This window comes from Anaerobiospirillum thomasii (genome assembly GCF_900445255.1).
Taxonomy (GTDB): Bacteria; Pseudomonadota; Gammaproteobacteria; order Enterobacterales; family Succinivibrionaceae; genus Anaerobiospirillum_A; species Anaerobiospirillum_A thomasii.
The window spans coordinates 1,034,934-1,053,044 of sequence record NZ_UAPU01000007.1; the positions used below are offsets into that span (position 1 = coordinate 1,034,934).

Below are 18,111 nucleotides of genomic sequence, written 5' to 3' on the forward strand. Positions count from 1 at the left end.
ACTATGATTAAATTTATAATTTTTGTTTTAGCTTTGATTGCGGCTATAGTCCTAGGTCCGCGTATGGCTGACTCACAGGGACTGGTGCATATTGCCACATCAGGCTATATCATTGAGACATCAATTACTACAGCTGTAATTTTAATCGTTGCCTCATTTATTGTTCTTTATATTCTAATCCGCCTGATCCTGGCCTGTCTTAAGATGCCAGGCGGCACTTCACGCTTCTTCCAGCGCTTTTTTGCCAATCGTTCTGCCAACATTCAGAACGAGGCCTGCATAGCTTTTGAAGAGTGCGAATATGAAAGAGCCTATGCCTTATGTAAAAAGGCTGGCAATGAGAAAAATCTAAGTCACAATACCCTGCTTATTATGGCCAAGAGTGCCTTTGAGCTTGGCTATTATGACAAAACCACAGCTATTCTTGATAATATCAAAAAGGATAAAAAGCTCACTGCCGCCTGCACTATTTTAAGAGCCCGCTTAAATCTTAAAATTGACAATGCAAAGGCTGCCATTGAGGCACTTGATTCTTTAAAGGACAGCTACAGCTCACGTACTGTAACCTCTCTTTACTACAAGTCATATCTGGTGCTTGAAGATTACGATAAGTTAATCTCCATGATCCCTACCTTATTAAAGCAGGAGATCATAAGCAAGGAAGAGCAGAACAATATCTACAGACGCTATATTGACAAAAAGCTAAAAGAGGCAACATCACGCGAGGAGCTTGATGCCATTGCCCACAATATACCTCGTCAGCTGCTCAAGAAGCCTGCCATCATTGGCGCTATCATGAACAGACAGATAGACTTTGGTGATTTAGTCAGTGCCAAGAAGCTGTGTATCGATCTTATCAAGCACAATCTTGATGCTGATCTGCTTGAGACCATTGCCACCTGGGAAATTTCAATCCCTGAGGTTTTAAAGGCTCTGCTCAATGTTGAGAGCAAGAACCTTATTGCAAGTCAGGTCAATGTGCCTCTGCTAAAGGCTATAGGCAATCTTGAGCTTAAAGCAGGTCTTTTAGATGAGGCCAAACAGCATTTTGAAAAGGCCCTGGAGATCAGCAAGAGTGCCGATATCTTCTTTAATTTAGGTCAGATCATGTCGCAGATGAAACAGTATGACAAGGCAGCTGAGATGTTTGCGCTTGCCAACAAAGCCAATGCCTCTGTCAACAGACTGCCTATGATTGAGTCTAAATAAGACAGATTAAAAAGAAAAAAGCCCGCACAGATGCTTAGCATTGCGGGCTTTTTTACCTGCGTTTAGCACTTTGTTTTTAAAGAAAGCCCATACGCATCAGTGTTTGAGTGAATTTTATTTTTTTTCTTCACTCAAACAACACACCCCAATTTTTTCTATGCTAGTGCCAGCTGAAGCGAAGCAAGTCTGTCTTGAGAAATGAGATTTTCGGAAGGATGGAGTTTTAGAGCCTTTTTTATATAAAACTCAGAATTAACTAATTTAAGAGGCTCAAGACCCATAGCTTTTATAATGGTATCTATAGTATCGGCTTCTTTTTTCCTTTGGTTGTTGTAATTGTCAATGGCTGATTTTACATCAAGTACGTCATTATCCTGAGCTGATAGCCTTGTAGACTTAGGAGTATAGATATCAGCATTTTCAAAGCAATTTATGTAAAGTGTATCTTCTTTACTAAGACACAAAGGCATAACCATAGCCTTGTTGAGATTTGATGTGATCTGATTGATCGTTATATGTACCCCATACTCACTGAGTCTTATCTGCATCAGTCTTAAAATCATCAGTGATAACACACAGATAAATACATGAGCAACAGTTCTTTCATAACGCTTGACATAAACAGGTCTGAGCTCAAAGCTATTTTTCATTATTCTAAAACATTCCTCAATACGCACTAAGGAGTGATAGGCGCCAAGCACTACACAATCACTTATTTCAGCTCCTTTCTCTTTAACACTTTTTGGATCTTCATAAATAATCGCGCTATATCCTGCAAGCCTGATTCGGTTTTCGATTACATCCTGATTCAGAGCTACGGCTTTATAAAGCTGCTTGTCTTTTTTATTTTGTGTTACTTCTTTTTGTGTTTTCACCAGACAGCGCCAGCCAGAGCCGGACGGGTTCCCCATAAGTCTGCCTTCATCAATGGCTTGTTGGGCCTTGATTTTTGCCTCTTCAATATCATGCAGCTCTTTTTCCCTACGTTTTGGAGAGAATGTATAAACAATATTGCAATTAACCTTTATGGTTTTAACAGTTCCATTTTCAAGCACTACCCTTGCGCTTTTTTCCTTTTTACAAACCTTATATTTAAAGCCTCTGTCGATATCGTCTTTAATAAAATTGATCTTGCTGTCAGATGTCAAATCAAAACTCTTCCAGCCGTTAGGATCCAACATTTGCTCAGTATCTTTTTTCGACTGTCCAGTAATCTTCTGAGCAACAATAAACCCCAATGATTTCTTTAATATCTCCTCAAGATTGGAGGTAGAGTTAATGCCTCTGTCTGCAACAAAATAACAGTTCTGTACGTTATACTGCTCTTTGAGTCTCTCAATAGTAGGAGCAACCTGTTTAAATTCAGAGTGATTGCCAGGAAATACAGCAAAATCAATAGGAACACCTCGCTCATCTATTACCAGAGAAACTGAGACAAGGGGTTGACTGAAACGTGCCTCTTTTGATGGGCCGCGCATTCTTATAAATTCTTCTTCATGATCTTTAATAGCAGTATCCAGCTCTCCTAAAAACTCTTCACTGTCAAGGTACTTCTCAATCTGTTCAACACTTGCTCCACTGTCAATAAGCTCATCTTTTTTCTGCTTAATAAACGTGTGTGTAAATTGCTCTCTATCGTCATATGGAGTTTCAAAGTAGCAGTTGGTGCAGTCGAAAAATATCATATTTGGACCGCCATCTTTGTTACATGGTTCATAGTCTTTTTGTGCATATGATTTCTTTACTGCGTATGGCAAAAGCTCTCTGTAGAATTTATTGAAATAATCCAATGCTGCGTAGATATTGTCCTGACAGATGCCTTCAATAGGATTATTTAAAACAGTGCTCTGCTCAGTAAATGAGTTAATGTAGGATGACGGACTGGTAATTTTTCTGCACACCAGATAGAACAGGATGTCAGAAAGTTTGTAGGAAGTTATTTTAGTAAATTGCTTTTGTAGATAGTTAAGTTTGTAGTCAAGATTAAGCTGCTTCCATATTGGTCTTATGATGAGATTTGAATAGTGCAGCAGATTAGCTTTATTGAAATTGCTTTGCTCGAATGAGTTGGCAATATCTGTAATAGATGTCAACGATCTATTGATGTGGTTCTTTTGCTCCTCTCTGCTCTTTTGTGCAGGCTGTGCATATTGAGCTTCAAGTTTTGAAAGAGTCTCACTGTCGATACTTTCAAGTTTACCGAAACTTTTTATGGTTCTGACCTTACGTTTGCCTGAATCTGGATCTTTATAATTCTCTACCAGATACAGATAGACCCCACCATTTTTAGTTCTTTTAGTCAGATACATAAGCACCCCCGCCGTTTTATGTTCTTATTATATCATATTTAGGGTATGTGGGGTGCGTTGTAGATAAAAAAATATAATTTGGCGCAAAAAAAGGCCCATTCGGGCCTGGAGACATTTTTTATATTACTTAAGTGCTAAACGCAGGAAAAAAGCCCGCACAGATGCTTAGCATTGCGGGCTTTTTTATTGCCCGATGAAAAGCTGCAGATCTGTCTTTAAATTATAGTCTCTACCCTATAAACAAATTTTTATCTTGCTTTGATCCTGTGCACCACTCAGGATCTTTTCCCTTCCTATAACTTCTATTTAATACCCAAGCTGATTGGTGCAGACTATAAGCACATAATTAAGCGAGGGTTACTTATGACAATTAAAACCAGATGTTCTACCAGCAAAAGACCAGACTGTCTATATTTTATTCTTCATCGCTTTATAGAGTACTGCGTCTCATGCATGAGAAATAAGCAACGTATAGTCAGAGTCCGTTTCTATAACTATCTAAGAGATCAAAAGCTCTTCACTGTAGGTAAGGCTCCAACCTGGATGGATAAACTCTATTACAGGCATGAGGAGTTCATTATTAAAACAACTGATGCTGTGTATGCAGGTCTGCTAGGACCTGTAGAGTTTGAGCAGGCTATAAAAGAGTACATTAGTATTTATCTTGGAGTAGATATGGATGAGATTAATAAGGCGCAGGCTGTAACTGTTATAGATAACTCAGACTTTAACAGCTACATGATAAAGAAACCAAAAAACAGGCTGCCAGTTATTACTACAGCTACATCTGAGAGTTCAGGATCGGATGGCTATATTGCATGCTGCGATTCTAAATCTGCCCCTCTAGGCACTAATAAGAGTACAGCAGATGCATCTCTTGAGATAAGCATAGGATCTTTTGATTTTAGGATTAAAAATAAAGATGGAGCCTCACTTTTTTGTGACGTGGTAACTATGATGCGCACCGGAGGGTTACTGAAATGAGATTTTTTGAAACTGGGGAAATATATTATTGCTCTGCGCCTGTAGACTGGCGTATGAGGATGAGATCTTTAAGCTCATATTCATCAGCTCTGCTTGGCATCAATATAAGGGATAAAGACTGCTATGTCATATTTCGCAACAGACATGGCAATGCCCTTAGAGCTCTGCACTACAGACAGGGGCAGATGATGATGCTTGAGGCAGCACTCGATGAGGACAGGGCCAAATATCCTATGGTCAGAATAGAAAATGGCAAAGCAGTATTCACTCTAAGCCGAGAGGAGCTGGCCTGTCTCTTTAATCGAGGTGTTGGTGCTGTTACTACCTCGAGGTAGCAACAGCTGCCTATGCTCTATTCTGTCTTAAGCTCAAATGTGCGCGCTGCACATTCAGGGCTCAGCCACGGTATCAGATGCGCTGGCAACTCAATATCAGCATAGAGCTCAGGTTTGTTGTAGTCATCTCTATTGCTTTTCGGGTTCGATTTAAGCTCTCTGGCATTAAATGCAGCTACACGAGCTTTAGTAACTCCCTGAATCATGACATAAGATGCCACATTCTGCAGAAATTTTATTGGATCAGATATACCACAGCGGTTTATAGTATGCACACAACTGAGTATTCTGCTGATAGCAACACCACTGTCATGGGAATGAATAAAGAGTTTGGCATTACGGGCTGCTGCTACAGATTTAGCACAATGCTCAGCCTCCATGCTTGTAGTATCAAGCATGCCATGCTCGATAAAAGCATTAAACTCCTGGGCATTGTTCATAAAATACACCACAGGTGTAGAAACATTGCTGATACGCTGAGCCTTTTCATAGCGTTTCTTTTTCTTTACTGCATAGACTGTGGCAAGACTGGTAAAGAGTGTATTCACATCCTGCATCAGCTCTTTACTGTATGCATTACGGTAGCGCTGTCTTATAGAGGAATAATCAGAGCCCTGATCTTTAGTCTGTATATATTCATTGTAGGCACATTTTTCTACATCAAACACCTGTTTGAGTTTGCCATAAATAATGTGCAGTACCAGCATAGCCTGGTTTTCATCCTGCAGGTCATAGCCATTCTTTTCTATATTTTCAAAGACACTGTCAATATCAATAGCTTTACATGCAGCAGTGTTGTAATAAAGCTCAATACTGCGTCTTATCTTGGTCATAAGATGACCAAGACAGGACTGATGTCTGATATTGTTATCCTGAGCAAATGTACCATATGTGGCAAATGCATCTGTAGTAATGCCGGATAATGCAGAGTCACAACCTATGAACTGCTGTATAAAATCCTTTGTTTTAGAGCGTGAACCTGACGGACCAAAAAGAATAAGTGGAGCATCAGGTAGAGAGCTGCAGGCTATAGGCACATATTCAGTGGTAGCGCCTTTACCTTTTATAACATGGGTAAACTTGGTCTCATCAAATTGCAGAGTATTACACTTGCACAGCTCCTGTGTAATAGCCTTTTCAAGCGGAATGAGCAGATATGAGAATGTAATAAGGCTGGAGTATAAAGTACTGTTTCCAAGCTGCATACCTTTGACAAAGGCCTTTTTAAAGCTGTTGACAGCAAAACCCATAGACATCATAAGGGCCATGAGAGTTATTACATTCATGCTAATAGAGCGACCTGGTAGCAAAGGCAGTGCTCCTGTGTATATGGTATCAATAAAGCCACAGGTCTTGCATTCAGCTTTCACCACAGGGGTTACTATCTTATACACACCATTATTCTTATCTACAAAACCAGTGGCGGCCAGACTGTCTAAAATCTCTGAGGCGTCTTTATTGATAACCTCAATATTGGTCGAGCCACAGTTAGGACAGATACGATCTTTTAAAATCTCCTCAACAGATTTTGCGCTCTTGTCTTCAACTGTATTTAGGTTGCTGGCTTTGCTCTTTTGTTTGCCATTGCTCTTACCACTCCTTGCAGGTGGGCAAGGTGTCTTATGCTCCCTGGACATGGCAGAGGCAAGCTCATTATTGCTATTAACAAGCTTATTAAATCTATTAATACCATTAACGATAGAGTTTTTGGTATCCATAATCTTTTTAGATATAGCAAGACCTTTAGCCTTTTCAGACTCAACCTGCTCATGTATCTGCTCTTTTGCAGGTAATGAATCAGAATACTCATCTCCATCGGCAGCATTGGCATGCATATCTCCTGTAGAGGCCACATTTGCTTTTACATCATCTCCTGATGCAGAGCTGGAGGCAGTTGGTTTGATTTTAGGAACAGCAAAGAACTTATGTGCAAATAAAAATTCTTTTAATTCTGCATTGCTTGTCACCAGCTCACATAAGATTTGGAAAAGCTCAATTAAAAGCTCAGAGTTATCGCTGACACCACAGATTCTGTCGTACACATGTGCAGGAGCAACAACAGCAAGTTGCTTGACAAGAGCGTGGACAGAGGCTCTGTTAATCATTAGGTATCTAGGAATGTCATTTTTCAGTATGTGGTATTCCTGATTCATCTGCTGGATCTGCAACTCCTGCTCTTTATTTTTCTGCTTGGTTTTTTCAAGCTCTTTTTGAAGAAGTTGTATCTGAAGTTTGAGCTCTTGCTCTACTGCTTTTGACATGACATAATCCCTTTAAAACTATGCTCTAATTATACCATACAACAGGTGTAAAAAACCTTTATTTTTTCTATATATTTCCTTATATATCAAGCAGTTACATGCAAAATCTAGCATCAAAAACATGCAAAATCAGCCTCAAAAAATGATAATAATATGACTACTTAAGTAAAATAAAGGATAACAGAAATGCCATACTGAAATGCCACATAAGTCCAATGATGAGTGGGGGTGATTTAACCCCCATCAATCTGGCGTTTCATGAGGCTATGAGGTAACAATGGCAGATTTGATGGATTTTATCCTTTGAAGGGGCGGAAGATTAGGTACGTCTGACAGATGGGGGTGGATTCACCCCCCCCCATACTCATTTGGCATAGACAGCGGCGCAATCAAAAATATTTTTTCTGGGGCTTCGCCCCAGACCCCAGACACCTAAAGGTGTAAGACCATGGTTTTAAGTGATGTCGGCTTATTGTCTTTTATATTTTTGAGTTTGTTTATAGGGTAGAGACAAATTATATGCTGCAGGCATAAAAAAACAGAGGCAGTCTATATAAGGCCTCTGTCTTTGATCCACTTAGCTTTTTGTATGGCTCAAGATCAGTAAAAACTTGCTCTTGAGCTACGCTTTAGTCTCTCTTCAAGTTTAAGATCCTTGCTTCCCTCAAGATACAGCTTTTTCAAATCACTCTTTTCGTGTTTGCCGCAGCTTTTAAAAAACAGATAATTACTGCCGTCAAAATAGCTCAAAAGACCGGCACATGGAGCATTGTCAACAAAGTTGAAACTATATCCTCTAAGCTGTACCACAGCCTGCAGATCAAAACCGCTGTAATTATCCATAAGCATCTGTGCATAATCTTTGGTGGTATTGACCATGCTGACAGGTGCCAGTAATTCTAGCTGGGCATAACCACTGCCATCTTTTTTATCAAAGATGACAGAGTTATCTGTCTGAGTCTTTGTATACTGACTTTCTTCAACAGCTGCCTGTGTAGCTAAAGGAAGCATGACAAGCAGCGCGTAAATCAACTTTTTCACATTACCTCAAGAATTGCTGATAAGCAGTGTTAGATGAAATCTCTGTTACAGGATAATTTACTTTCTTTATAAATTCCATAAGTTTTGAGTCCTCTGAGTCTGTAACATCAAAAGCACATAACACAGAGCAGAACTCAAGTCCTGATATTCTAAAATGAAACAGAGAAATTGAGAAGTTGTCACCTAACTTTTCAAGGAATTGAATCAGAGCATTCTTGGAGTTTGGGAACTCAAACAAGAAAAGTCTTTCTTCATTTGGGAAGGTAGGATGACCGCCCACCATATAGCGCACATGATCCTTGGTAATGGCGTCATCTGTAAGGTCGGTGACTAAAAATCCCCCCTGTCTTAGATCTGAGCTTATCTTATTAAGCTCACTCTTGCCGTTGGTAAGCTCGATAGAGGCCAGAATTCTGGCTCTTTCTTTATGAGAGAGTCTGTAGCTGAACTCTGTCACATGTCTTTGACCAATGGTCTTGCAGAAGTTTAAAAATGCCCCTTTCTTTTCAGGAATTTCAACTGAGAGAATACCCTCTGTCATTTCACCTACATCACAGCGCTCTGCCACCATACGCAAGGTGTGAAATTTAACATTGGCACCTGACATAATGGCTATAAATGAGCCATCCTGACCTTTAAGATCATGCTCTCTTGCATATTTCTTAAGACCGGCCAGAGACAGGGCACCAGATGGCTCGGCAATGGCTCTTGTATCATCAAAGATATCCTTCATGGCAGCACAGATTTCATCATTAGAGCAGGTGATAATCTCATCTAGATACATCTTACACAGTCTGAAAGTCTCCTCTCCAGCACGGCTTACAGCCACACCATCTGCAAAATGGGAGACAAAGCCTATATCGCAGGTTCTGCCGTTTTCAAGGGCTGCTTTCATACAGGCAGAGCCCTCAGCCTCCACGCCTACAACCCTGATTTTTGGTATAAGATTTTTGATATAGACTGCAATACCGGCCGCAAGACCGCCGCCACCTATCTGTACAAAGATGGTATTGATGTCATTGCACTGACCTAGAATTTCATGCGCAATAGTACCCTGACCTGCAATTACATCAGGATCATCATAAGGCGGAATCATGGTCAGGCCTTCAGTTTTAGCCAGCTCCTGAGCATGATCGTAAGCCTCATTAAAAGTCTCGCCATAAAGAACAATATTGGCCCCCAGGCGTTTTACAGCATCAACCTTAAGATCAGGTGTGGTAACAGGCATAACTATAGTGGCCTTGATACCAAGCTCCTTGGCACTTAATGCCACGCCCTGTGCATGATTGCCGGCAGATGCAGCTATTACACCCATCTCAAGCTTTTCTGTTTCAAGACTGCTTATCTTGTTATAGGCACCACGTATTTTAAAGGAATGTACCCCCTGAAAATCCTCTCTTTTGAGCATTACGCTGACCCCAAGGCGCTCTGAGAGTTTGTCAAGTTTATGTAAGGGTGTAAAACGGGCTACCTTGTAAATTCGTGCCAGCAGTATCTTGCGTAAGTATTCCTGTCCAGTCAGTTTCTGCATAGCATCCTGTTGTGAATTTTCCATAATCTATAGTCCCTGTAATTTTGATATATCGCGTACACCGCCCTTGTCTGCAGATGAGGCCAAGGCTGCATAGGCCTTGAGCGCATTGCTTACTGTTCTTTGGCGTGATACAGGAGTAAAGGCTTTGCTGCCACGTTCATTCATAGCTTTGCGCCTTTGAGATAGCTCCTCATCATCTACAACCATATGTATACGGCGGTTTGGAATATCTATCTGTATCATATCATTTTCCTCAAGCAGCGCTATATTGCCGCCATTGGCAGCCTCTGGGGAAATATGACCTATAGACAGACCTGAAGATCCGCCTGAGAATCTGCCATCTGTAATCAGAGCACACTTTTTACCAAGACCTACAGACTTAAGATATGATGTAGGATAGAGCATCTCCTGCATACCAGGACCACCGCGAGGTCCTTCATAGCGGATGACAACAACATCGCCCTCTTTAACCCTGCCACCTAAAATGCCTTCAACAGCATCCTCCTGCGACTCAAAAATACGGGCAGGTCCTACAAATTTTAAAATAGACTCATCTACACCTGCTGTTTTGACAATACAGCCATTATCTGCAAGATTGCCATATAAGACAGCAAGACCTCCATCCTGTGAGTAGGCATGAGCCTTGTCTCTGATACAGCCATTGACACTGTCAGTATCAAGATCTGATGCATATGTCTCCTGAGAGAAAGCCTGTACAGTTCTGACACCTCCTGCTGCCGCCTTATAGAGTTTTAAGATATTCTCATCCTGAGTTTTTCTTATATCATAGGTATCAATCTGCTCTTTAAGGCTCATACCTAAAACAGTACGGCTGTCTGTATGCAGTAAACCTGCATCATTGAGTCTTGCTAAAATGCCAATTACACCACCTGCTCTGTTTACATCTTCAATATGATATTTTTGTGTAGATGGTGCCACCTTGCACAGATGCGGTACCTTACGTGAGAGTCTGTCGATATCCTTCATAGTAAAGTCAACCTCAGCTTCCTGAGCTACAGCTAAAAGATGCAGTACAGTATTGGTTGAACCGCCCATGGCAATATCAAGAGTCATGGCATTTTCAAAAGTATCTTTAGTGGCAATGGAGCGTGGCAGTACTGAGCTGTCATCCTTTTCATAATAGGCTCTGGCCATAGCCACAATCTGTCTTGCTGCCTTTTCAAACAGACTCTGACGCAGAGCATGGGTTGCAACAATAGTACCGTTGCCAGGCAGTGACAGGCCTAAAGCCTCAGTCAGACAGTTCATGGAATTGGCTGTAAACATGCCAGAGCATGAGCCACAGGTAGGACAGCTTGCACTCTCTACAGCGCAGATTTCCTCATCTGTGGCATTAGGGTCGGCAGAGACAATCATGGCATCGATAAGATCATATTTTTTATTGCCATCAGCACTGCGACCTGCCTCCATTGGACCGCCTGATACAAAAATCACAGGAATATTAAGGCGCATTGCCGCCATTAACATACCTGGTGTGACCTTGTCACAGTTAGAAATACATACCAGGGCATCAGCTTTGTGGGCATTGACCATATACTCAACGCTGTCTGCAATAATATCGCGGCTTGGCAGTGAATAGAGCATGCCAGAGTGTCCCATGGCAATACCGTCATCTACAGCTATAGTATTAAATTCCTTGGCAATACCGCCTGCCTTCTCAATCTCTCTTGCAACCAGCTGGCCAATATCCTTAAGATGCACATGACCTGGTACAAACTGAGTAAAGGAGTTGGCAATTGCAATAATAGGTTTGCCAAAATCCTCATCCTTCATGCCTGTAGCCTTCCACAAGGCTCTGGCACCTGCCATTATTTTTCCTTCATAAGTTACACTTGCGCGATATTTTGGCATATTACTTCCTTAATCTCTTCAGGCATTAAGGCCCACACACAGTGGGCCTTTTAATTTGTATACTTAAAACTCCTACACTCTGGTCAGCCAGCCGTGTCTATCCTCACTCTCACCCTTGACATAGGCAAAGAATGTTTCCTGAATATGTTTAGTTATAGGACCTCTGCAACCTGCACCCACATCAATACCATCAACACTGGCAATTGGTGTAATTTCAGCTGCAGTACCGCTAAAGAACAGCTCATCTGCAAGATATACCATCTCACGTGGAATTCTCTGCTCTACAACCTCATAGCCAAGATCGCGGGCTAAGGTAATAACTGAGGCGCGGGTGATACCTGGCAGAAGACCACAGGTAAATGGAGCTGTATAGAGCACCTTGTCTTTAATTACAAAGATATTCTCGCCAGAACCTTCTGAAACATAGCCGTTGACATCAAGGGCAATAGCCTCGTCATAACCGTTCTGATGAGCCTCATTGGCAATAAGAATGGATGACAAATAATTACCACCGGCCTTGGCCTCTGTAGGAATAGTATTAGGGGCCAGTCTATTCCATGAAGATACACCGACCCTGACGCCTTTTTGCAGACCTTCCTCGCCAAGATAGGCGCCCCATGGAATGGCTCCTACCATAACATCGGCCTTTGCATCTTTTGGAAAGGATAAGCCAAGACCAACATTACCCATAAATGCCAACGGGCGTATATAGCCTGACTCTAATTTGTTCTCGCGCACTACAGCCTTGCAGGCCTCCATAATCTCTTCTTTGGTATATGCAAGAGGGAAGCGGTAAATCTTTGCAGAGTTGAATAATCTGTCAATATGCTCCTTGAGTCTGAAAATACAAGTACCGTTTGGGGTAACATAGGCGCGAATACCCTCAAATACTGAAGAGCCATAGTGCAGTGCATGAGACATGACATGCACATTAGCCTCCTGCCATGGAATAAGCTTTCCGTTAAACCATATAAATTCTGATGTACTTGTAGCTGACATGAAAAACTCCTTTATAACCCTGTATCTGTTAATTCTTAATGTAATTTGATTGTAGCAATATGACATACCATTGTCATATTCTTTTTTTACCAAACACAGCAAGTTTGTAAAATTAAATTTTTATATTTCAATATGTTATAAATTTAACACGCTTCTTTTTTATAATTTTTAAAAGGCCCGTGCACACTAAACAATCAATTTTTAGATTTATATGTAATTTTTCACCATTTTAGTGCATGAGTTTATAATAATTAACTGTATTTAACCTTATATTTTTTCGTAATTTTTGGCACAATATTATAAATTTTCATTTAAGGAGAGAATATGCTGTCCTTTTTGCCTTCACCACTGTTACTTATTATCAATCTTACAGTGGTCAGCATAAATTCGATAATTGTAGCCACACCTATTATGCTTTTGGCCATAGTGCGCCTGCTGCTGCCATTTTCTTTTGTACAAAAAACTGTGGATTTTTTGAATCTCTACCTCTTTAAACTGTGGGTTGCCGTCAATGCTGTACTTTTTCCTCTGACCAATAAACTTAAAATTGACAGAGAAGGTATAGAAATTGATGATATCAAAGGCTCGTGCCTTATCTTCTCCAACCACCTAAGCTGGGCAGATATCATTATGATCTGCCATATATACAGAGGTAAAATCCCTGTAACCAAATTCTTTTTAAAGCAGTCTTTAATCTTTATACCTTTTATAGGTCTTGCCTGCTTAGGTCTTGGCATGCCTTTTTTACGCCGCTATTCAAAAGCCGAGCTCTTAAAGAATCCAAAACTTGCCACCAAGGATATTGAGACTACCAAAAAAGCCTGCAGATCTCTTGTGCACACCAGATCAACCCTGGTCAATTTCTGCGAAGGGACACGCTATACCAAGGACAAAGCCTTAAAGGCCAAATCAAGATATAAACACCTAATGCCGCCAAAGGCTGCCTCTATTGCCGTGGCTTTAGGCGAGATAGGCTATGATCTTGACTGTGTCTACAACACTACTTTGTACTATCCTGAAAATGAAGGACATGCCTTTATCGATTTATTAAAAGGCAGACTTACACGTGTCTATGTACATATTGAAAAACTTAAGGTGGATGAGACTTTAGTTGGTGACTATATCAATGACAAGAAATTCAAGTTTGACTTTTCAAATGCTCTAAAGCAGATCTGGCAGGAAAAGGATGACAGGCTTGATGATTATCTAAACCGCCTTAAGACACAATAAATAATATAAAATCTATGACGCTTTTGCGTCATAGATTGTTTTTACCCCTTATTTTTTACCCTTTGCATCATCAAGAGTTACAAGGTAATTTACAAGCTTTGATAACTCACTTACATTGTTTACAGATTCCTGCAGCACAAGATATTTACCGTTTACTACAATCTCAGGCACAGCATCTAGCTTATACTCTTCAACCAAATTGTTGGTTTTGGTGATAATTGACATTACAGCAAATGAGTTAATCTCATTATCATATTTATTGTTTGGAATACCCAATGAGGCAAAGAGATCCTTAAAGTAGCTCTCATCGCGAGGAATATTGCCCTCTACATGCATCTGTCTGAACAATGTCTCTGTATATTCCTGCTCAATGCCGTGCAACTGGGCCAGCGCATGGCCATACTGCGATCTGACCCCCATAGGTCCGCCTAAGATACTTACAGGGCTTGGAACAAATTTAGTACCCTCTGGCAAATGCTCTGCTACATAATGATATGGCTTCTGCAGTGAAAAGCAGTGACCGCACCAGAATGAAAAAAACTCTCTGACTTCCTTATGCTCAAGCACCTTATCGCTTATTACTTTGTAATGCTCATTTTCCTTATACGCTGTGTCAGCAGCCATAGCTCCTGAGATGCAGAACAAAGCAAGAGTCAGAACCACTAATTTTTTTATATGCAAAAACATATATTCTCCACTTTATTTATCTACACAAATTCTAATTAAAGAGGTATAGAGCTCTGCCACATAGAGACCCTGTGGTAGAGCTCTCTATAATCTCTTTTTTTTATAGTAAGGCCCAATGATGCAGTATATGCTATTAATCTTAGAGCAGAATTATTCCTGCAAAATAATTTACACAAGGCATAGACTATAAAAACCTGGCGGCGCGATATTTTAAGACAGCTCTGATCTCCAAAAGGATTTTTACCTATTTTCCTTAGAGTAAGCAGAGCCATAATTACATTGGTCAGACAGAACATGCGGCTGCCGCTTTTATCTTTTGGCAAAGAGCAGATAAAATCTATGGCATCGAAAAGATGACCTGCTGTAACGGCCGTATATTTTATAACCGACTCTTTTTCGTCTGTATCAAGAGGTGGTAAAAAACTTACCCCTCTTTTTATATCCTCAGATCTGTCCTTTAAAATATTGGTAAGCTGCAGACCCTCTCCAAAACTTACAGATAGTACAATAAGATGCTTGCGCACACTCTCTTCCATATTCTCATCTATGGCAAAAAGTCTGGCTAAAAGTTCACCTACTACACCTGCAACACTGTAGCAATAGCTATCAAGATCCTCTAATGTGCCTATAGAGGTGGTTTCAAGATGCTGTGCCATACCATAGGCCAGCAGTGCCACTCCCCTTGCTACAACTTCTATATATGGTTTTTCATAACTTAATGTCCTTTGTATAACCTCAAGCATATCAAGCATCAGACAATATTCATACTCTTTGGCACTGTCCTTTAAAACTTTACTGCGCTCTTTAAGATTCAAAGCTAAAGCCTCATCAGCAAAGAGCCTGTCTGCAAGTCTTGCAAAGTCATACAGCCACTGAATTTTTTTATCTGTAACAAGGGCAGGATCGTCCTCAACAGTGTCGGCAATACGACACAAAAGATAGGCATTGGCAATGATATCTTGCAGTCTGGCATTTAATACCGGTATGGTCAGAGCAAAGGAGCGTGAGACTTTTTGTAGATGCTCGTTCTGCTTTTGTAGTGACAGCATAAAAAATTATATCTCTGAAGCTTAAGTGTTTTTGTGCAAAGTGTTAAAATCATTTTCAATTATAACAAGCAAGCAAGTTTATACAAACTTTAGGGATTACATATGCCACATCAAAATACTACAAGATCGCATCCTCCTGTTGGTAATCTGCTTTTAAGAACACTGGCCATGCCAGGTGACACCAATCCTGCAGGAGATCTCTTTGGCGGCTGGATTATGTCTCAGATGGATATTGCCGGTGCCATTTTAGCCCGTGAAATTGCCCATGGCAGAATTGTTACTGTAGCTGTAGATGCCATGTCATTTTTAAAGCCAGTAGCTGTAGGTGATGTTGTTTGCTGCTATGGCAGATGTATACATGTTGGCAATACCTCTTTGAAGATTAAACTGGAAATCTGGGTTAAGAAGATCTATGAGTCAGAAGAGTCAGAGCGTCAGCTTGTAACCGAGGCCAGCTTTACCTATGTTGCAGTTGATTCAAAAGGCAAACCACGTCAGCTTCCTGACAGAGCCCATGAAATTGCCAACAAGGGTATTGATGCGGCCTCTGTAGGTCTTAATGCTGACGGCTCATTAAGAGACAGCTGCGTGTAATATACGACTGTAAGAATATAAAATTTAAAAAAGAGCGATGGGTAGGTCCAATCGCTCTTTTTTTAATCTTAACGTCTGAATGTTTTGATTGTATCTATGATTCTGTCTACAGCATGAGGGAATGAGAGCAGAGGTTTTGAAAGATTTGCAACCTTTAGAGTCTCTACATAACCTATAAGCACTGTATGTATATATGATGCGGCCATATCAATATTCAGATCGGGCGGCAGCTGCTTGCGTCTTACAGCATTCTGCAGAGCCTCTGTAATATGATACATACGCATAGATAACAGATCATAAATTCTCTCACGGGTTTTGTCATCGCCATAGCGACTGGCAAAGATACCGTCTAGAATATGAAAGATTTCTGAAGTGAAGAACTGATGAGCCTCATCCTTGGCGTGCATTAAAATCCACTGTCTTATACAGCCAAGAGGATTTTCCTCATCCTCTTTTGAGGCCATGAGAATATATTCTGAAAATCTTTTCTCCTTTGCGACCTCTAAACATAACTCATAAAGCAATTCACCCTTATCCTCAAAGTGCCAGTATATAGCACCACGGGTAACGCCTGCATCTCTTGCAATATCGGATAAACTTGTCTTTTCATAGCCCTGCAGAGTAAACATATTAAGAGCGCTGCGCAATATATTGCGTTTTGTCTCCATAGCATCGGCATGTGTCCGCTTTGGCATAAATTTAACTCACTAAAAATCAATACAATACAAATTATAAAAAAATGTCCATAAAAAAATTATAACATACATTCGTGTATGTATGCTAAAAAATGTATATAATATATGAAATTTCAACTTATAAACTTAAGGCAGCTTTATGTTTCTTAAAAACATTAACAACAAATACGTAATACCGACAGCTATTGCTGCAGCACTGCTGTGCACCAGCGCCTGTTCCGATGATGCCGCACAGGGTCAGAGCCAGGCCATGCCTGTTGATGTATATACTGTCATTACAAAGGATGTTCCAATTAGCTCCAGACTTACAGGCAGAGCTAATGCTACGCGTAAAGCAGAAGTTCGTCCTCAAGTATCAGGAATTATTCAGGAAAGATTATTTGTAGAGGGCTCATATGTTAAAGAGGGCGATCAGCTCTATCAGATTGACCCTGCAATCTATGAGGCCAATGTAGCCAGCGCCAGAGCCAATCTTGCCTCAGCCCAGGCCAGTCTTAACACTTCACAGCTAAAGGCTGACCGTTACAGAAAATTACTTGAGTCAAAAGCCGTAGCCAAGCAGGACTATGATGATGCCAATGCCAATTACCTGCAGGCCCGTGCCCAGGTACAGGCAGCACAGGCAGCTTTAAAGACTGCTGAGATTAACCTGGCCTATACCAAGGTATATGCCCCTATTTCAGGCATTATCAGCAAATCAAACTTTACTGAAGGCGCCCTGGTCTCAGCCGGACAGGCATCTGCTCTGACCACCATTCAGCAGCTTGATCCTATCTATATAGATCTTGGTCAGTCTGTTGAGGATCATATTCAGCTGCGTCAGGCTATAAATGCAGGCAAGTTCAAGACCACAGGTGACAAGCCTACTGTAGATCTGTTCTTCTCAACAGGTCAGGAATACGATGAAAAGGGCACACTTGAGTTCTCTGGCGTAAGTGTTGATGAGAGCACAGGCATGGTTACCTTAAGAGCCATTGTGCCAAATCCTGACAAGAGCATATTGCCAGGCATGTTTATTCGTGCCGATCTTAATGAAGGTATAGTGCCTAATGCTGTTTTAGTCGAACAGGCTTCTATTACCAGGGAGGCCAACGGCGGCTCTTATATCTATGTTATTGAAGATGGTGTAGCCAAGAAAAGAGATATCAAGATATCTCTTGCCTATGAGAACTACTATCTGGTGATTGACGGTCTCAAGGCAGGTGAAAAGGTTATTACCAGCAATCTGCAGAAAATCAGAGATGGCGCTCCTGTTGTGGACATTGCCACCATGCAAAAACCTGCGAGCAAATAAGATTTGACGGAGTATTAA

15 protein-coding genes are annotated in these 18,111 nt (G+C 40.9%); 6 read left to right on the forward strand and 9 right to left on the reverse strand.

What is annotated here, in order from left to right; all coding sequences use genetic code 11:
* Positions 1-3: 3 nt before the first annotated feature.
* Positions 4-1,209: a heme biosynthesis HemY N-terminal domain-containing protein gene (locus DRZ93_RS11810; RefSeq protein ID WP_113743439.1), complete on the forward strand. Its 1,206-nt coding sequence runs from the start codon at positions 4-6 to the stop codon at positions 1,207-1,209.
* Positions 1,210-1,364: 155 nt separating this feature from the next.
* Here the strand turns inward: DRZ93_RS11810 and DRZ93_RS11815 are convergent, their stop codons facing one another.
* A complete protein-coding gene (locus DRZ93_RS11815; protein ID WP_113746664.1) occupies positions 1,365-3,518 on the reverse strand; it encodes an IS1634 family transposase in 2,154 nt (717 codons plus the stop codon).
* A gap of 363 nt (positions 3,519-3,881) precedes the next feature.
* On the opposite strand from DRZ93_RS11815, the gene DRZ93_RS11820 reads away from it, so the two are divergent.
* A complete protein-coding gene (locus DRZ93_RS11820) occupies positions 3,882-4,502 on the forward strand; it encodes a hypothetical protein (protein ID WP_113744016.1) in 621 nt (206 codons plus the stop codon).
* Positions 4,499-4,837 carry an IS66 family insertion sequence element accessory protein TnpB gene (tnpB, locus tag DRZ93_RS11825; protein WP_113744302.1) on the forward strand — a complete coding sequence of 113 codons (339 nt, stop codon included), beginning with the start codon at positions 4,499-4,501 and terminating at the stop codon, positions 4,835-4,837. The genes DRZ93_RS11820 and tnpB overlap by 4 nt, the downstream gene beginning before the upstream one ends.
* Positions 4,838-4,854: 17 nt before the next feature.
* On the opposite strand, the gene DRZ93_RS11830 is transcribed toward tnpB, so the two are convergent.
* From DRZ93_RS11830 to DRZ93_RS11850, 5 genes are all read right to left on the reverse strand, one after another.
* On the reverse strand, positions 4,855-7,098 hold the full coding sequence (locus DRZ93_RS11830; RefSeq protein ID WP_113745469.1) for an IS66 family transposase: 2,244 nt from the start codon (positions 7,096-7,098) through the stop codon (positions 4,855-4,857).
* Positions 7,099-7,698: 600 nt separating this feature from the next.
* Positions 7,699-8,139 carry a hypothetical protein gene (locus DRZ93_RS11835; protein WP_113743438.1) on the reverse strand — a complete coding sequence of 147 codons (441 nt, stop codon included), beginning with the start codon at positions 8,137-8,139 and terminating at the stop codon, positions 7,699-7,701.
* 1 nt (position 8,140) lies between these two features.
* Positions 8,141-9,694 (reverse strand): threonine ammonia-lyase, biosynthetic, encoded by a 1,554-nt coding sequence (ilvA, locus tag DRZ93_RS11840; RefSeq protein WP_245933805.1) that lies wholly within the window; start codon positions 9,692-9,694, stop codon positions 8,141-8,143.
* Positions 9,695-9,697: 3 nt separating this feature from the next.
* Positions 9,698-11,545: a dihydroxy-acid dehydratase gene (gene ilvD, locus DRZ93_RS11845; RefSeq protein ID WP_113743437.1), complete on the reverse strand. Its 1,848-nt coding sequence runs from the start codon at positions 11,543-11,545 to the stop codon at positions 9,698-9,700.
* A 72-nt stretch (positions 11,546-11,617) separates the two neighbouring features.
* Entirely contained in the window at positions 11,618-12,544 is a 927-nt protein-coding gene (locus DRZ93_RS11850) for a branched-chain amino acid transaminase (protein WP_113743436.1), read from the reverse strand.
* 324 nt (positions 12,545-12,868) lie between these two features.
* Between DRZ93_RS11850 and DRZ93_RS11855 the strand changes: the two genes are divergently transcribed.
* The gene (locus DRZ93_RS11855) at positions 12,869-13,774 is read left to right on the forward strand and encodes an acetyltransferase (protein WP_113746665.1); all 906 of its coding nucleotides are present in this window, start codon (positions 12,869-12,871) and stop codon (positions 13,772-13,774) included.
* 48 nt (positions 13,775-13,822) lie between these two features.
* On the opposite strand, the gene DRZ93_RS11860 is transcribed toward DRZ93_RS11855, so the two are convergent.
* Positions 13,823-14,461 carry a thiol:disulfide interchange protein DsbA/DsbL gene (locus DRZ93_RS11860; RefSeq protein ID WP_113743434.1) on the reverse strand — a complete coding sequence of 213 codons (639 nt, stop codon included), beginning with the start codon at positions 14,459-14,461 and terminating at the stop codon, positions 13,823-13,825.
* A 35-nt stretch (positions 14,462-14,496) separates the two neighbouring features.
* Positions 14,497-15,510, reverse strand: a complete 1,014-nt coding sequence (locus tag DRZ93_RS11865) for a squalene/phytoene synthase family protein (protein WP_113743433.1) — start codon at positions 15,508-15,510, stop codon at positions 14,497-14,499.
* A gap of 102 nt (positions 15,511-15,612) precedes the next feature.
* Here DRZ93_RS11865 and yciA point away from each other — a divergent pair, with 102 nt between their 5' ends.
* Positions 15,613-16,104 carry an acyl-CoA thioester hydrolase YciA gene (gene yciA / locus DRZ93_RS11870; RefSeq protein WP_113743432.1) on the forward strand — a complete coding sequence of 164 codons (492 nt, stop codon included), beginning with the start codon at positions 15,613-15,615 and terminating at the stop codon, positions 16,102-16,104.
* Positions 16,105-16,172: 68 nt separating this feature from the next.
* Here the strand turns inward: yciA and DRZ93_RS11875 are convergent, their stop codons facing one another.
* Positions 16,173-16,799, reverse strand: a complete 627-nt coding sequence (locus DRZ93_RS11875; RefSeq protein WP_113743431.1) for a TetR family transcriptional regulator — start codon at positions 16,797-16,799, stop codon at positions 16,173-16,175.
* 139 nt (positions 16,800-16,938) lie between these two features.
* On the opposite strand from DRZ93_RS11875, the gene DRZ93_RS11880 reads away from it, so the two are divergent.
* Positions 16,939-18,093, forward strand: a complete 1,155-nt coding sequence (locus DRZ93_RS11880) for an efflux RND transporter periplasmic adaptor subunit (RefSeq protein ID WP_113743430.1) — start codon at positions 16,939-16,941, stop codon at positions 18,091-18,093.
* The last annotated feature ends 18 nt before the right edge of the window (positions 18,094-18,111 follow it).

Bases quoted from the DNA above. Each gene is read 5' to 3' on its own strand.
- DRZ93_RS11880 (WP_113743430.1), top strand. From the start codon at position 16,939: ATGTTTCTTAAAAACATTAACAACAAATACGTAATACCGACAGCTATT.
- DRZ93_RS11810 (WP_113743439.1), top strand. From the start codon at position 4: ATGATTAAATTTATAATTTTTGTTTTAGCTTTGATTGCGGCTATAGTC.
- tnpB (WP_113744302.1), top strand. From the start codon at position 4,499: ATGAGATTTTTTGAAACTGGGGAAATATATTATTGCTCTGCGCCTGTA.
- ilvD (WP_113743437.1), bottom strand. From the start codon at position 11,545: ATGCCAAAATATCGCGCAAGTGTAACTTATGAAGGAAAAATAATGGCA.
- DRZ93_RS11820 (WP_113744016.1), top strand. From the start codon at position 3,882: ATGACAATTAAAACCAGATGTTCTACCAGCAAAAGACCAGACTGTCTA.
- DRZ93_RS11815 (WP_113746664.1), bottom strand. From the start codon at position 3,518: ATGTATCTGACTAAAAGAACTAAAAATGGTGGGGTCTATCTGTATCTG.
- DRZ93_RS11855 (WP_113746665.1), top strand. From the start codon at position 12,869: ATGCTGTCCTTTTTGCCTTCACCACTGTTACTTATTATCAATCTTACA.
- DRZ93_RS11860 (WP_113743434.1), bottom strand. From the start codon at position 14,461: ATGTTTTTGCATATAAAAAAATTAGTGGTTCTGACTCTTGCTTTGTTC.
- DRZ93_RS11830 (WP_113745469.1), bottom strand. From the start codon at position 7,098: ATGTCAAAAGCAGTAGAGCAAGAGCTCAAACTTCAGATACAACTTCTT.
- yciA (WP_113743432.1), top strand. From the start codon at position 15,613: ATGCCACATCAAAATACTACAAGATCGCATCCTCCTGTTGGTAATCTG.
- DRZ93_RS11850 (WP_113743436.1), bottom strand. From the start codon at position 12,544: ATGTCAGCTACAAGTACATCAGAATTTATATGGTTTAACGGAAAGCTT.
- ilvA (WP_245933805.1), bottom strand. From the start codon at position 9,694: ATGGAAAATTCACAACAGGATGCTATGCAGAAACTGACTGGACAGGAA.
- DRZ93_RS11875 (WP_113743431.1), bottom strand. From the start codon at position 16,799: ATGCCAAAGCGGACACATGCCGATGCTATGGAGACAAAACGCAATATA.
- DRZ93_RS11865 (WP_113743433.1), bottom strand. From the start codon at position 15,510: ATGCTGTCACTACAAAAGCAGAACGAGCATCTACAAAAAGTCTCACGC.